We start from the raw sequence: 12,357 nt of genomic DNA on the forward strand, positions 1-12,357 counted from the left end.
GGTTTGGGGGGGGCGAAAGGGCGGGGGGGGGTGTTTTTGGGGGGGGACCGGGACTTCTCTTCCCCCCTCCGGGGGGGGGGGGGGGGGGGTTCCCCCCCCCCCCCCCCCCCGCCACACCCGTTCAGGTGACTCCTACCAGTAATGCCTTCGTCCGCCGACCGCGTGCCCGACCGATCCCAGGATCCAGAGGACGGCGCCGATGGCGACCAGAATGATCCCGATGGTCCACAGGATGGAGATGCCGGCCACGAAACCGATGATGAGCAGAATGAGCCCGAGGACGATCATGGTGTCCTCCGATCTTGCTGAGAACGATCCTTCCACTCAGCGTGTCCCCACCCCCCACCACGTCAAACCTGCGGCGCCGCCGGGGGCGGCAGGCGACGACGTGGCGGCTTACCGCACCCACCAGGCGGCTGACGCGTCGCGCAGGGTGTTGGTTCCGCAGTGCACCTCGCCCGCGCCGAGGTGGTACGTGTACCAGTCGTCGAGGTACGACACGTTCATGCCGGCCGCGGTGTACGCGGCATCGACGGCGGCGGTGAAGACGTCCTTGCCGCCGATGACCGGTCCCCATTGCCGCGGGGCCAGGTAGCGATTCCCGCCGAGTACGATCCCGTTCACCGCGCCCGGGACGTACGCGCTGGTCATGACCGTGTCCGGGGCCTCGCCGGAGCGGTCCGCGTGTCGCGCGAGCTCCTTGTGCTGCCCGTACTCACGGACCACGTCGGGCACCTTGCCGGCGCCCATCCGCGACAGCCGCGGCATGCGGTCGCCCTGCTCGCCTTCTTCCGTGCCCCGCGTGTAGAGCGCGGGCACCCGTACGACCTCGGCGTCGGTCGCGCCCGTCTCGCGCTGGAGCACCTTCAGGTTCGCCTCGATCCGCTTCGCGGCCAGGGTGTTGTCGGCCACCAGCCACTTCGAGGCGAGCGCCTGGTCGATGGTCTCCTTGGGGGCCGGCATGCCCGGGGCGCCCGGCACCGAGAACATCCGGGTCCTGCCGTGCCCGGCTTCCTGCGCTTCGCGCAGCAGCCGCAGGCCGGCCTCCGGATCGGCGATGCCGATCTTCCAGCCGCGCGGGGTGTCGGCGGGCAGGAACTGCACGAACTCGTCCACGTGCCCCACGTGCAGCCACGAGGTGTCGAGGAGCAGCGGGTCCTGGAGGCCCTGGGACTTCAGCAGCGTCCGCATCGCCTTCGCGGGCTTCGAGCCGTTGTCCTTGCGCTCGCCCATGATGATGCGCCCGGCCGGGAAGGACCGGCCGCCGTGGGTGTACGGCGGGACGGTCTCCAGGTTCCCCATGGAGTTGAGGGTCCACTCCTCCGAGTCGCGGACCCCCGAGACCTGTACGACGCCCACGCCGTTGCCGCGCAGCTTCTCGAACAGCTCGCGGCCGGCTTCGCGGTCCGCCTGCGCGGACCTCAGCATCACGCGCATCGTCCGCCGGCTGCCGGCGGGTCCGGCCATGCTGACGTAGCCGGGTTCGACGAAGTCCTGCGCCCAGATGTCGCCGTACTTGTCGAAGGTGACCAGCGGCTTGTCGATCCCGGAGGCCCTGACCCCGGTCGCGAGGCTCTTGACGAACGCCTGCTGGCGGCGGGCGTAGTCGTCCCCGCCCGGCACCTTGGTGACCATCAACTGCTGTGCCTTCTGCAGGTGGTGGTGGGTGAGCAGCGGCGCGACGCGCAGGGTCACGTCGTCGGAGGTGCTCCTCGCGCCCGAGGTCACCGTCAGGCGGACGACGGCGCGGCCGTCCCAGACCGCGCTGTCGCGTATGACGTCGGTGCCCTCGACGCCGAACTCCACTCCGGAGCGCAGCTCCTCGGCGGTGAGGCGGGTGCGGGCGGTGACCGCGGTCCAGCCGGAGGAGCGTTTGACGAAGACGCGCGTCTTCTTGGCCCCGGTGACGGTCTTCAGCGTGCCGGTCGCCGCGGCGGGCAGGTTCCGCATCGGTACGGACCGCACCCGGGCCAGGTCGGCCGCGTCGCCGCCGCCGTTGACCCTGGTGTCGGACGCGTCGTTGCAGGCGGCCAGTTCGGCGTCGGACAACCGTCGGCCGCCGGGCCCCGTGACCGGGCAGCGCCGGGTGTCGTCGTCGATGTTGGGGAGGAAGACCGCCCCTCTGCGGGCCGTCCAGGTGTCCTCGCCCTCGGTGTCCGCGGCTCCGCTGACGTCCACCCGCCCGTCCCGGTTCACGTCGGCGCGGAGGTCGGCGCGCGGCGGGTCGGCGGCGAACGCCGGTGACACGGGCGCCAGTACGGCCCCTATCACGGTGAGGGCCACTGCCCCCTGTCTCGCATGGCTCGTACCCACGATGCGTCGTCCCTTCCTGTTGATCGGCTTGTCAGGCTCGAAGAGGACGGGAACCGGCGGTCCGTTGCCTGTCGGCGCCGAGATCATCCCGGAGACGTGGCGGGGTGCGACCGGTGGAGGAGGAGAGGTCGGCCCGGGGCATGACGCGCTGAGGGGGCCCGCTCGGGTAGGAGCCTCGGACGGCCGCCGGGGCCGACCCGGGCCGGGCGCAGGGCGAGAGCGCGGACCGTCCGGGGTTCGCGCAGGTCAGCGGCGGGTTCTCCCGCCGCGCCGAGCATCGTCGGCCGGGCGGGCCTAACGTGGAAGGACGGTGGCAAGCTCCTCACCTTGGGAAGGAACGACCGGTCATGACCGATACCGGACAGAATCTCAGCGGGAAGCAGGGCGACCCCGGAGGCCGGGGACGGACCACCATCTCCGACAGCGTGGTCGAGAAGATCGTCGGAATGGCGGCGCGCGACGTGACGGGCGTCCACGCCATGGGCAGCGGGATCTCCCGGGCCTTCGGGGCGGCACGCGAGCGCGTGCCCGGTGCCGCGAAGTCCGTCTCGCGGGGCGTCAACGTCGAAGTGGGCGAGAAGCAGACGGCCGTCGACCTGGAGATCGTCGTCGACTACGGCGTGTCGATCACGGACGTCGCCGGGTCCGTGCGCGAGAGCGTGATCTCGGCGGTCGAGTGGATGACGGGCCTGGAAGTCGTCGAGGTGAACGTCACGGTCAGCGACGTGAAGCTGCCGGACGAGGAGGAAGAGGAGTCGCAGGAGCAGCCGCGGCTCCGGTGACCGACGCGTTCGGACGCCCCGCCCCGCCCAGCGGCCCGCCCCTGCGGTGGGGGCCCACTGTACGGCCGCCGGACCCGCGGGCCGGCGGCCGTACCGCCGGACGCCGTACCGCCGGACGCCGTGGCGTCGTACGCCGTCACGCTCGGCGGCGGTCGAGGTATTGCACCAGCCCGTGCACTCGGCGCTCGTCCCGGCAGCTCCGCACCCCTACGTCTGCGGGGCGAGCTGGGCCGTCAACGGGTCGTCCCTGAAGGTGAGTTCCCCGGCCGACGGGCAGTCGTGGTGGGGCGCCGCGCTCGCCGCCCCGGAGCCGGCGCCGCTCGTGACCGAGCGCGGCCGACGGTGCCTGGACGGCGACGACAACGGCCTGAGCGCGGAGCGTCATACGGAACCGCTGCGGAAGGCGCGCTGCGCCGAGGCACGACGGGTCCGGCACTACGGCCACCGGCTGCGTGCGGGGCGCCCGAACAAACGGCGAGACGCCGGGGGGCGCCCCCCCGGCGTCTCGATCGAGCGGTCGGCGTCGAGCCGCTAGCCCAGCTCGGGAACCGCACCGGTGAGCGGTGCCACCATGCCGGTGAACTGCTGGAGCTCGTTGAGCTTGTGCAGCTGACCGAGCCCCTTGAGCTGGTCGGTCACCGTCGGCACCTCGTCCCGGCGGTCGACGGGGACGGCGCTCGAGCCGAGCTTGTCGAGCTCTTCGGGAACCGACAGCAGGTAACCGCCGGAGGGGTCGGCGGCCGTCGCGGACGGCGCGGCGAGGGCTGAGACACCGGCGGCGAGGGCCGCGACGGCGAGGACACGCTTAGCTTTGATCATGACTTGAGCAACGGCCGAACCGTCCGCGCGGACACGGTTGCACGCCCCCCGTCACCCGCAAGCCACATCGCGTACGCCGGTGTTCGACCTCGCACCCGACCGCCGGCCTGCTACTCGGCCGTCGCCGTCCGCGACGAGACCAGCACGCCGATCTTGTCGATGCGGTGCTCGGGGTTGCCGTTGGCGTCGCGCCAGAAGTTGCCGGCCGCGTCGTCCTCCGGTGTCGCGCAGGTGGAGACCGTGATCATCGCCTCGGTCGGCTTCTTGCCGGGCGAGCCCGGAACGGCGGCCCGCTGCTCGGCCAGCGACCGCTCCGAGCGGAAGGACGTCTTGCGGGTCTCGGTGATCTCGTACTCGTACTCCTTGCCGCCCGCCGTGACGAAGACGGAGTCGCCCTCGTCCACGGAGGGCAGGTCGCGCAGGGGTCCGCCGGCGGAGAGGCGGTGCGCCGTGACGAGGTAGTTGCCGATCTCGCCGGGGCCTACGCCGCCCTCGTCACCGTACGGACTGGCCGCGACACCACGGTCCTGGATCTTCGTACCGGCCCGGTCGTCGGTCGTTCCCTCGTAGGGGACGACGCGCAGATCCGTCACGCCTATCGACGGTATGGCCATCACTCCGGCCTGCTGCCGGGCGGGGCTCTCGCGGCCGGCGGGCGCGGCGGCCTCCGTGGCGGGCGCGGGCGGGGAGACCTCCGCCGGGAGGACCGAGACCGCGGCGGCCGGCGGCCTGGCGTCCGCCCGGCCGCTGCCGGCGCCCGCGCAGCCCACCAGGGCGGCGACGAGCGCGCCCGTGGCGGCGGTGGAAACAACGGTGCGGGGACTGAACATGGCATCCCGGAACGACGAGGGGGCGGACGGCTCGCCCGCGAAGACGGCGGCCGGCTTTTCCACCACAACACGGTGGGCCGGTGAGGTGTTCCCGTCCCCGGGGCGCGATTCCGCGGCCCGACGCCCGGCCCGCACGGGCGCGCGAGCGGGTCAGGGACTGGTGATCCACCGCAGTACGGCCCTGACCGTGGGGTCGTCGAGCCGGCTCAGGACGTCGATGGCCTCGAGATCTCCGGGCAGGGGCGCGACGCCGGTGGTGGTCAGGGCCGCGTGGAGGTCCAGGCGGCGCCTGTCCGTGGCCGCCAGGGAGAAGGACGGCCGCTGCGAGGGGTGCGGGGCCAGCAGGGAGTAGTCGTCCGCCTCGTCGACGGCGGCCGCCATGGGCTGCTGGTCCAGGTCGTCCAGGCCGTGGAAACGGTACGGATCGAACGCCCATCGCGGCGTCCTCGGCGGTAGCCCGGGAATCGGAGTGCTGTTCATCGGAACCTCCAGGGGGTCGTCACTGACCCAGAGGAACCCCCTGAGGCCGCCCTCGGTTGCGCATCGGGGCGGCAACCACCCGAACGCCCCCAACGGCATCTCTTCACACCACCGGGAAATCAGCCGGGGAGCCGGTCGGGCGGCCCGGACCGCGCGACCGGTCAGTAGAGCACGGAGGGCAGGTACGCGCCGGCGGGTTCGTTGTAGAGCCCGATGGTCATCAGGCTCATCAGCTGCTGCACCTTGAGGCCGTTGCGCAGACACCACCGCAGCAGTACGCCGTCGGACGCGGGGACGAGGATGCCGGGGCCGCCGAAGGACGGCGCGGCGGCGATGAGGGCCCTGATGTCCTCGGTGCTCTCGCCGACGGCGTGGGCGAAGAAGGAGAGGTCCGTGGCGTAACCGGTGATCCGGCCGCCGTGCTCGCTCACGCGGGCCGTGCCCGCCTCGAGCGCGTCGACGAGTTCGCCGCCGCGGTCGGCGCCGTGCACCCTGCGGCACACGTCGTTGCAGGCCGCGAGGTCCGCGTCCGTAGCGGGCCGCACCTCGTACCCCGCCACCGTCCCTCCGATCGGCGGTCCCTGCAGGCAGGCCATCGTGTCGCGGAACTCGAACCCCAGGCCGGCGTACAGGGCGAACGAACGCGCGTGGTAACCGCTCTGCAGCAGCCGGAGTCCGGGCACGCGCCGCTCGGCTGCCCGCCGCATGGCGTCTTCCATGAGCCGGCGTCCGACACCGCCGTTCTGGACGGCCGGATCCACCGTGATCGGCCCGAGGCCGACGACGGACGAGCGCTCGTCCAGGAAGTTGCTGCCGACGATCCGGCCGTCCAGCTCGGCCACGACGCTGTAGAAGCCGGGGTGGTTCAGGAGGGTCGTGAACATGCCCTCGGCCGCCTCCGTGCCCGGAACGTCCGAGGAGAAGCCGTGTTCCAGGGCGATGCCGGAGAACGCGGCGTAGCAGATTCCACCGCACTCGGCGGCGTCGTCCGGCCTTCCGGGACGCAGTACGAGTTCCACGATCCGATCCACCTTCCGACGCCGTGCCCGCTTCCCTCACCCGGACACCGGGCCCTTCCGGACGGGCTTGTCCGGGGCGGGCCCCCTCCCATCAAACGCGCGGGCGGCGCCAGCGGCAACCGGCGAACCGGGCTAGGCCGGGCGTACCTGGACCGCCACGGCCGGGTCCTGGTGCCCGCCGCTGGCGATCATGCGTACCTCGTCCCGGTCGCTTATCTCGGCCAGGACGATTCCGGTGTCGTCCGCGTACACCGGGTGGCCGCCGGGCCCGCTGCGTTCCGTGCGGTGCACTTGCACGACATCCGCCGCGTCCGGAACGGCTGTCGGTGCACCCGGATGCACGAAGACCAGTTCGTAGCGATCGGACCTGCCCATGTCGTCGCCTCCTCGCTGAGAAGCCGTTGCCCCGCGCTCACACATGCGTACCCCCATACTCCCCCATTACGGGCGGCGCGGCCGGGTCGCGGGGTGGGCTCCCGGCCTGCCGTCCCACGTGTCCCAGACGTACTGCTCGGGCGGGAAACCGGTCCAGCGCAGGTCGGCGGGCAGGTGCCGCGTGTCGTTCTGGCAGAGCAGGGAGGACGGCCTGCCGGGCGCGTAGCGGATCACCGTCAGGGCGGCGTTTCCGTGGTTGAGGCCGATCCAGCGCCAGTCGGGTGCGTCGAGAGCGGCCCGGACCAGCCAGCCGATGAGGAAGTTGTGGGTGACCACCAGTTCGTGGCGGGGCCGGGCGCCCTGCGCCGGACCCGTGAACAGCGCGAGAGCCTCCCGCGCGAGTGCGGGACCGCGCTCGCGCTCCTCCGCCGGGAACCGCGCGAGGAAGTCCAGCAGGGCGTCGGCCGAGTCCGCCGGCAGTTCCTCCCGGCGCGGAACGTGCGGGATGTAGTCGCCGGCCGGCTCGGACCGGTGCAGCGGTACGCCGTCGAGCTGTTCGGCGACGAGCCGTGCGGTCTCGGCCGCGCGGGGCAGCGGACCGTGATGGACGGCGCACAGCGGCGTCCCGCGCAGCCGTTCACCGAGCAGCACGGCCTGCCGGCGTCCGGCGTCGGTCAGGGTCGTCTCGTCCGGTGACGCCTCGCCGTGGCGGGCGAGGTAGAGGTACCGCGTGGCCGTGCCCGTCATGCAGGAGCCCCCTGGGGAGTCGCCGGTCGTGCGCGTGGAGCGCGTCGAGCGGAGGACGCCGGGGCCGTCCTCCCCGGTTCCGGGGGCGGGGCGGGGAGCAGCGGTTGCGGCGGGGATCAATTGCGTCGACGGCGCACCGGGCGCCGCCTACGCTCACGCATATGAGCGACAACGGCACTGCCCGACGGCCGCTGGTGGCCGTTCTCAGCGGAGCCGGGATCTCCACGGACTCCGGCATCCCCGACTACCGTGGGCCGAACGGCCTGTGGCGGCGCGATCCGGAGGCGGAGAAGCTCGTCACGTACGGCTTCTACATGGCCGACCCCGACATCCGGCGCCGCGCCTGGCGCATGCGGTTCGAAAGCCCCGCGCGGCGGGCCCGGCCGAACGACGCCCACCGGGCGATCGCCGAGCTCGAGCGCTCGGGGGTGCCGGTGCGGGTCCTCACACAGAACGTCGACGGGCTGCACCAGATGGCCGGGATGCCCGCCCGCAAGGTGCTGGAGCTGCACGGGACGGCGCGGTCGACGGTGTGCACCGCTTGCCATGCCCGCTCTCCGATGGAGGACGCGCTGGCGCGGGTGGGGGCGGGCGAGGAGGATCCGCCGTGCCGTGAGTGCGGGGGCATCCTCAAGTCGGCCACGGTCATGTTCGGACAGCGTCTCGACCCCGTGGTGATGGCCGAGGCCCTGTCCATCGCCAAGGCGAGCGACGTGTTCGTGGCCGTGGGCACGAGTCTCAAGGTGCAGCCCGCCGCCTCGCTCGCGGGGATCGCGGCGGAGCGCGGCGCTCGGCTGGTCGTCGTCAATGCCGAGCCGACGCCCTACGACGAGCTGGCCGACGAGGTCGTGCGCGAGCCGATCGGGACGGCGCTTCCCGCCGTGCTCAAGCGCCTGGCGGTCTGAGGCCGCGCGGTCGCGACCTGCTCGCCCCGCCTACCAGCGCGCGGCCGAGGCCCGTACGGCGCTGAAGTCCATCGCCTGCTCTACCTCCCGCAGCGTCTCCTCGGCGACCTGGCGCACCTCTGCGGGCACGTCGCCCCGCTCCTCCACGAGGTCTGCATAGATCGGTGCGTCGGCACGGTTCGCGGAACTCACGTCGGAGAGGGCCCTTCAATCGGTACGTGCGGATTCCGGCGGCAGCCGGAACGGAGGACGAGTGTAGGTGGTCCACAAAGCTGCGAGCAGGCCGCCCCGGCGCCCTGCTCCGCGCCCGCAGCCTACGGCGTGGCCGCCGCGCCGCTCATGGCAGGTGCCCGATCCCGGTCCGCGGGCCTTCCGGCGCCGCCGCGGCGGGGTCCTGCCGGACGCGCGGATGTCCACCCTCCGGACGGCACTCTCCCCGATTTCCAAGATACGGAATACATTTTCCATTAACAGCGTCCGGGGGTACGGGGAGGAACCGCAGTATGGGGATCGACACGGCTCTGCCACGCCGAGCAGCCGCCGAACTGGTCGGCACGGCGGCCCTGGTGGCCGTCATCGTCGGCTCCGGAATCCAGGCCGCGGGCCTCAGCCGGGACACCGGGGTGCAGCTCCTCGCCAACACCCTCGCCTCGGCCATCGGGCTCGGCCTGCTCATCGTGCTGCTCAGCCCCGTCTCGGGCGCCCATCTCAACCCGGTGATCACCCTCTTCACCTGGTGGTCCCGGCGGCGTTCCGCGGACCGCTTCGGCGGCCGTGAGGTCGCCCTCTACATCGCCGCGCAACTCACGGGCGCGGTCGCCGGGGGCCTGCTGGCCGAGTCGATGTTCGGCCGCGTGCCCGGCGTCTGGTCCACGCAGGTGCGGTCGGCCGGGCATCTCCTGCTCGGCGAGACGGTCGCCACGGCCGGACTCGTGCTGGTGGTGTACGGACTCGAACGCATCGGGCGCGCCCGGCTGACTCCGCTCGCGGTCGCCTCGTACATCGCCGCGGCGATCTGGTTCACCTCGTCGGGCTCCTTCGCGAACCCGGCGGCGACGGCCGGCCGGGCGCTCACCGACTCCCTCACCGGAATCGCCCCCGTGTCACTCCCGGGCTTCGTCACCGCACAGCTGCTCGGCGGGGTGCTCGGCGCCTGCCTGGCGACCCTCCTGTACGGGCCGCCCACGGCCTCTTCCGCCTCCCCCGGCCTGCCGTCCGGCGGTCGCGTCCGGGGATGGCCCCTCTCGCGACGCGCCTGACGCGTCCTGGCAGACTGCCCACTCATGAGCGAGCGCGGGGGCGAACGGATCAGCGGCGGCGTCGGAGCGGGTGCCACCTTCGGCCTGCTGGCGGCATGGGCGGTGCACGACCTGGAGGAAGTGGCCACGATGCCGCACTGGTCCCGTACGCACGTACCGGAGCTGCGTGACCGCTTGCCCCAAGTGCCCGAGTGGGTGTGGCGGCGCCTGGAGTCCGTCGACGGCCGCGAGTTCGCGGCCGCCGTGGGCGCGATGGCCCTGGTGGTCACCGCCGCCGCTGCCGACGGGCACCGCACGGGTGGGCGCTCCGCGTTCTACCAGCAGGCCGTCAACGGCTTCGGACTGCACGGGCTGGTCCATCTCGCCCAGGCCGCCGCCGCCGGCCGGTACACGCCGGGCTCGGTCACGTCCGTGCTCACCGTCGTCCCCTTCACGCTGTGGGCCCGGGGGCGGCTGCGGAGGGCCGGCGTCCTGCGTCCCACGCGGCCCCGTGACCTCGCGTGGAGCCTGGCGCTCGCCGGGGCGGCCACGGCCGGGGCGCACGCGGTGGCCCGGCGGGTGGTGAGCCGGCCCACGGGCACGCGCCGGCCCTGACCACCCCCGGTCTCCGCCACGCGCCCCCGCCGGGGGCGTCAACTCCGGTGTCCGGTACGTGCCGACAGCCCCCGGCCCCGGCATTCCGTGAGGCGGGCGGCGATGCTCCCGTCCGGGTCGAGGCGCGGGTTGAAGATCGTGACGTTGAAGATCGTGACGTTCAGTCCCCGGGCCCGTTCGCCGGCGAGTGCGGTCCGCAGTACGGTCTCCAGCTCCGCCCACGTCAGCCCTCCGGGGAGCCGGTAGTCGACGGCGGGCATCACCGCGTCGTCCAGCACGTCGACGTCGAGGTGCACCCCCAATATCCGGCGCTCCCGCCGGTGGTGAGCAGGCCGACCGCCCGGCGCGCGGCCGCCCGGGCGCCGACCGCGCGCACGCCGTCGAGGCCGACCGCGTGCAGCCCCGGCGGCAGAGGCTGCATGCCCGCCTCGGTCGATTCGGCGGTGTCGCGGAAACCGAGGGCGACGACGTCCTCGTCCCGTACGAGCGGCCTTCGGCCTTCCAGGCCGGTGAGGGGCGGCGGGCCGCGCCCCGTGGCCAGGGCCAGTTCCATCGAGGCGGCCTCGCCCGGCCGGCGCGTCCTGTACGCCGGAAGGCCGCAGGCCGAGTACGGACGGCGCCTCGACGACGGCTGCTCGCCGCACGTCCGTGTTCGCGTGCACCTCCCTGTCCGCAGAGTCTGCCGGCGACGGTGGGTCAGTCACTGCTGCGCCGGCTCGATGTTCTGGTTGACGTGGAAGAAGTTGTGCGGGTCGTACGTCCGCTTGATGTCCGCCAGCCGGTCGTAGTGGTCGCCGTAGGCGGCCCGGACCCGGTCCTGCCGCTCGCCGGCGCCCATGAAGTTGACGTAACCGCCGCCCATGGAGTGCGGGTGCAGTTCCTCCCAGTAGTCCACGCACCACTGCTTCAGCAGCTCGGCGTTGGCCGGATCGGGGTCGATGCCGCCGATGACGCCGGACCACACGGCGTCCCGGTAACTCCAGGCGGTGTCGTCCGGGCCGACGCGGCTCGCCGCTCCGTCCACCGGGTAGAGGTGCATGGTCGACAGGTCGGTGGGGAGGTTCTCGGCGTACTTGGCGTGCACGTCGACGGCGTCGTCCGTGATCCGGTCGAAGAAGTCCCCGCGCCAGTACCACTGGAGGCCGGCGGGGATCAGCTCGTCGAACAGGGTCTGCAGCGCCGGGTACGGCATGGGCGCCGCGAAGTGGAAGGCCGGCCGGCCCGGTTCGCCGACGACGGCGAGCGCCTCGTCGAGGCGGTCCAGGTCACCGGTCCAGCACCACACCACCCCGCACATCTTGTGGCCGTGGATCTCCTCCGGGAACGGCGGGCCGGGCGGCACGGTGAGCGTCGCGAAGAAGCCGTTCAGGTCCTCGGGCGCCTGCGGCAGGAAGTCGCGGTACCAGCGCAGCACCTCACGGGTGCTGTCGACCGGCCACACGGTCATGCCGGCGCCCACGGTGCCCACCGGGTGCAGCCGGAAACTGAACGAGGTGACGACGCCGAAGTTCCCGCCGCCGCCGCGCAGGGCCCAGAAGAGGTCGGGGTGCTCGGTGGCGCTCGCGGTGACGAAGCTGCCGTCGGCCAGTACGACGTCCGCGGCCAGCAGGTTGTCCGCCGTGAGCCCGTACTTGCGGGTGAGATGACCGTGTCCGCCGCCGAGGGTGAGGCCCCCGACGCCCGTCGTCGACATGATGCCGGCGGGTGTGGCGAGGCCGAAGCCGTGGGCGGCGTGGTCGAGGTCGCCGAGTTGGCTGCCGCCGCCGACCCGCGCGGTCCGCGCGGCGGGGTCGACGTGCGCCCACCGCATGGGCGACAGATCGATGGTCACGCCGTCCTCGACCAGCCCCAGGCCCGGACCGCTGTGCCCGCCGCCCCGGACGGCGGCTTCGAGGCCGTTGTCGCGGACGAAACCCACCGCCGCCATCACGTCGGCGGCGTCCACGCACCGCGCGATGGCGGCCGGACGCCGGTCGATCATGGCGTTGTAGATCGTGCGGCTCTCGTCGTACTCCGGGTCCTGCGGGCCGATGACCGGGCCGCGCAGCGCGGTCCGCATGGCTTCCAGAGTTCTCCCGTCCATGACCCTCTCCTTGCCGAGACGCGGACCGCTTCCCATCCGGCCTCTCCCCCCGTCGGGCCCGCCGGTGAGCGGTCGTGCGCCGGCGCCCGGCACCTGCGTTCAGCCGCGTCCATGGGCGACCAGCACGCCGGAGGGCCGATACGTCCAGCAT

Annotated in this window: 17 protein-coding genes; 5 read left to right on the forward strand and 12 right to left on the reverse strand. The window is 73.0% G+C overall.

All coding sequences use genetic code 11. The features are described 5' to 3' along the window. Positions 1 to 132: 132 nt before the first annotated feature. Both AC07FK_RS26035 and AC07FK_RS26040 read right to left on the reverse strand, forming a co-directional pair. Positions 133 to 288 carry a DUF6131 family protein gene (locus AC07FK_RS26035; RefSeq protein ID WP_479107355.1) on the reverse strand — a complete coding sequence of 52 codons (156 nt, stop codon included), beginning with the start codon at positions 286 to 288 and terminating at the stop codon, positions 133 to 135. A 108-nt stretch (positions 289 to 396) separates the two neighbouring features. Next, entirely contained in the window at positions 397 to 2,283 is a 1,887-nt protein-coding gene (locus AC07FK_RS26040) for a protein-arginine deiminase domain-containing protein (RefSeq protein ID WP_479107356.1), read from the reverse strand. A 377-nt stretch (positions 2,284 to 2,660) separates the two neighbouring features. On the opposite strand from AC07FK_RS26040, the gene AC07FK_RS26045 reads away from it, so the two are divergent. Further along, positions 2,661 to 3,095, forward strand: coding sequence for an Asp23/Gls24 family envelope stress response protein (locus AC07FK_RS26045; RefSeq protein WP_479107357.1), 435 nt, complete (start codon positions 2,661 to 2,663; stop codon positions 3,093 to 3,095). 160 nt (positions 3,096 to 3,255) lie between these two features. Continuing rightward, positions 3,256 to 3,630, forward strand: coding sequence for a hypothetical protein (locus tag AC07FK_RS26050; RefSeq protein ID WP_479107358.1), 375 nt, complete (start codon positions 3,256 to 3,258; stop codon positions 3,628 to 3,630). Here AC07FK_RS26050 and AC07FK_RS26055 read toward each other — a convergent pair. The 6 genes from AC07FK_RS26055 to AC07FK_RS26080 form a co-directional block, all read right to left on the reverse strand. Continuing rightward, positions 3,627 to 3,914 carry a hypothetical protein gene (locus tag AC07FK_RS26055; RefSeq protein WP_479107359.1) on the reverse strand — a complete coding sequence of 96 codons (288 nt, stop codon included), beginning with the start codon at positions 3,912 to 3,914 and terminating at the stop codon, positions 3,627 to 3,629. The genes AC07FK_RS26050 and AC07FK_RS26055 overlap by 4 nt on opposite strands. 110 nt (positions 3,915 to 4,024) lie before the next feature. Continuing rightward, the gene (locus tag AC07FK_RS26060; RefSeq protein ID WP_479107475.1) at positions 4,025 to 4,744 is read right to left on the reverse strand and encodes a class E sortase; all 720 of its coding nucleotides are present in this window, start codon (positions 4,742 to 4,744) and stop codon (positions 4,025 to 4,027) included. 150 nt (positions 4,745 to 4,894) lie between these two features. Continuing rightward, complete coding sequence (locus AC07FK_RS26065) at positions 4,895 to 5,224, reverse strand: hypothetical protein (RefSeq protein ID WP_479107360.1); 330 nt, start codon at positions 5,222 to 5,224, stop codon at positions 4,895 to 4,897. 161 nt (positions 5,225 to 5,385) lie between these two features. Next, positions 5,386 to 6,243 (reverse strand): GNAT family N-acetyltransferase, encoded by an 858-nt coding sequence (locus AC07FK_RS26070; RefSeq protein WP_479107361.1) that lies wholly within the window; start codon positions 6,241 to 6,243, stop codon positions 5,386 to 5,388. Between the two features lie 132 nt (positions 6,244 to 6,375). After that, entirely contained in the window at positions 6,376 to 6,618 is a 243-nt protein-coding gene (locus tag AC07FK_RS26075) for a DUF6296 family protein (protein WP_479107362.1), read from the reverse strand. Between the two features lie 66 nt (positions 6,619 to 6,684). Beyond that, the gene (locus AC07FK_RS26080; protein WP_479107363.1) at positions 6,685 to 7,365 is read right to left on the reverse strand and encodes a histidine phosphatase family protein; all 681 of its coding nucleotides are present in this window, start codon (positions 7,363 to 7,365) and stop codon (positions 6,685 to 6,687) included. A 161-nt stretch (positions 7,366 to 7,526) separates the two neighbouring features. Between AC07FK_RS26080 and AC07FK_RS26085 the strand changes: the two genes are divergently transcribed. Next, on the forward strand, positions 7,527 to 8,270 hold the full coding sequence (locus AC07FK_RS26085; protein ID WP_479107364.1) for an SIR2 family NAD-dependent protein deacylase: 744 nt from the start codon (positions 7,527 to 7,529) through the stop codon (positions 8,268 to 8,270). 30 nt (positions 8,271 to 8,300) lie between these two features. Here AC07FK_RS26085 and AC07FK_RS26090 read toward each other — a convergent pair whose 3' ends face one another. Further along, complete coding sequence (locus AC07FK_RS26090; protein ID WP_479107365.1) at positions 8,301 to 8,462, reverse strand: hypothetical protein; 162 nt, start codon at positions 8,460 to 8,462, stop codon at positions 8,301 to 8,303. Positions 8,463 to 8,773: 311 nt separating this feature from the next. On the opposite strand from AC07FK_RS26090, the gene AC07FK_RS26095 reads away from it, so the two are divergent. Further along, on the forward strand, positions 8,774 to 9,529 hold the full coding sequence (locus AC07FK_RS26095) for an aquaporin (protein ID WP_479107366.1): 756 nt from the start codon (positions 8,774 to 8,776) through the stop codon (positions 9,527 to 9,529). A 24-nt stretch (positions 9,530 to 9,553) separates the two neighbouring features. Then, positions 9,554 to 10,123: an HXXEE domain-containing protein gene (locus AC07FK_RS26100; RefSeq protein WP_479107367.1), complete on the forward strand. Its 570-nt coding sequence runs from the start codon at positions 9,554 to 9,556 to the stop codon at positions 10,121 to 10,123. 38 nt (positions 10,124 to 10,161) lie between these two features. On the opposite strand, the gene AC07FK_RS26105 is transcribed toward AC07FK_RS26100, so the two are convergent. From AC07FK_RS26105 to AC07FK_RS26115, 3 genes are all read right to left on the reverse strand, one after another. Continuing rightward, positions 10,162 to 10,419: an arginase family protein gene (locus AC07FK_RS26105; RefSeq protein ID WP_479107368.1), complete on the reverse strand. Its 258-nt coding sequence runs from the start codon at positions 10,417 to 10,419 to the stop codon at positions 10,162 to 10,164. Further along, entirely contained in the window at positions 10,383 to 10,676 is a 294-nt protein-coding gene (locus AC07FK_RS26110; RefSeq protein WP_479107369.1) for a hypothetical protein, read from the reverse strand. Before AC07FK_RS26110 ends, AC07FK_RS26105 begins: the two co-directional genes overlap by 37 nt. A 147-nt stretch (positions 10,677 to 10,823) precedes the next feature. Beyond that, entirely contained in the window at positions 10,824 to 12,206 is a 1,383-nt protein-coding gene (locus AC07FK_RS26115) for an FAD-binding oxidoreductase (protein WP_479107370.1), read from the reverse strand. Positions 12,207 to 12,357 lie beyond the last annotated feature (151 nt).

It is taken from the genome of Streptomyces sp. NPDC046122, assembly GCF_056429965.1.

Excerpts from the sequence above, each read along its gene's own strand:
- AC07FK_RS26035 (WP_479107355.1), bottom strand. The coding sequence starts at position 288 with ATGATCGTCCTCGGGCTCATTCTGCTCATCATCGGTTTCGTGGCCGGC.
- AC07FK_RS26060 (WP_479107475.1), bottom strand. The coding sequence starts at position 4,744 with ATGTTCAGTCCCCGCACCGTTGTTTCCACCGCCGCCACGGGCGCGCTC.
- AC07FK_RS26110 (WP_479107369.1), bottom strand. The coding sequence starts at position 10,676 with ATGGAACTGGCCCTGGCCACGGGGCGCGGCCCGCCGCCCCTCACCGGC.
- AC07FK_RS26045 (WP_479107357.1), top strand. The coding sequence starts at position 2,661 with ATGACCGATACCGGACAGAATCTCAGCGGGAAGCAGGGCGACCCCGGA.
- AC07FK_RS26095 (WP_479107366.1), top strand. The coding sequence starts at position 8,774 with ATGGGGATCGACACGGCTCTGCCACGCCGAGCAGCCGCCGAACTGGTC.
- AC07FK_RS26075 (WP_479107362.1), bottom strand. The coding sequence starts at position 6,618 with ATGGGCAGGTCCGATCGCTACGAACTGGTCTTCGTGCATCCGGGTGCA.
- AC07FK_RS26065 (WP_479107360.1), bottom strand. The coding sequence starts at position 5,224 with ATGAACAGCACTCCGATTCCCGGGCTACCGCCGAGGACGCCGCGATGG.
- AC07FK_RS26085 (WP_479107364.1), top strand. The coding sequence starts at position 7,527 with ATGAGCGACAACGGCACTGCCCGACGGCCGCTGGTGGCCGTTCTCAGC.
- AC07FK_RS26055 (WP_479107359.1), bottom strand. The coding sequence starts at position 3,914 with ATGATCAAAGCTAAGCGTGTCCTCGCCGTCGCGGCCCTCGCCGCCGGT.
- AC07FK_RS26100 (WP_479107367.1), top strand. The coding sequence starts at position 9,554 with ATGAGCGAGCGCGGGGGCGAACGGATCAGCGGCGGCGTCGGAGCGGGT.
- AC07FK_RS26115 (WP_479107370.1), bottom strand. The coding sequence starts at position 12,206 with ATGGACGGGAGAACTCTGGAAGCCATGCGGACCGCGCTGCGCGGCCCG.
- AC07FK_RS26080 (WP_479107363.1), bottom strand. The coding sequence starts at position 7,365 with ATGACGGGCACGGCCACGCGGTACCTCTACCTCGCCCGCCACGGCGAG.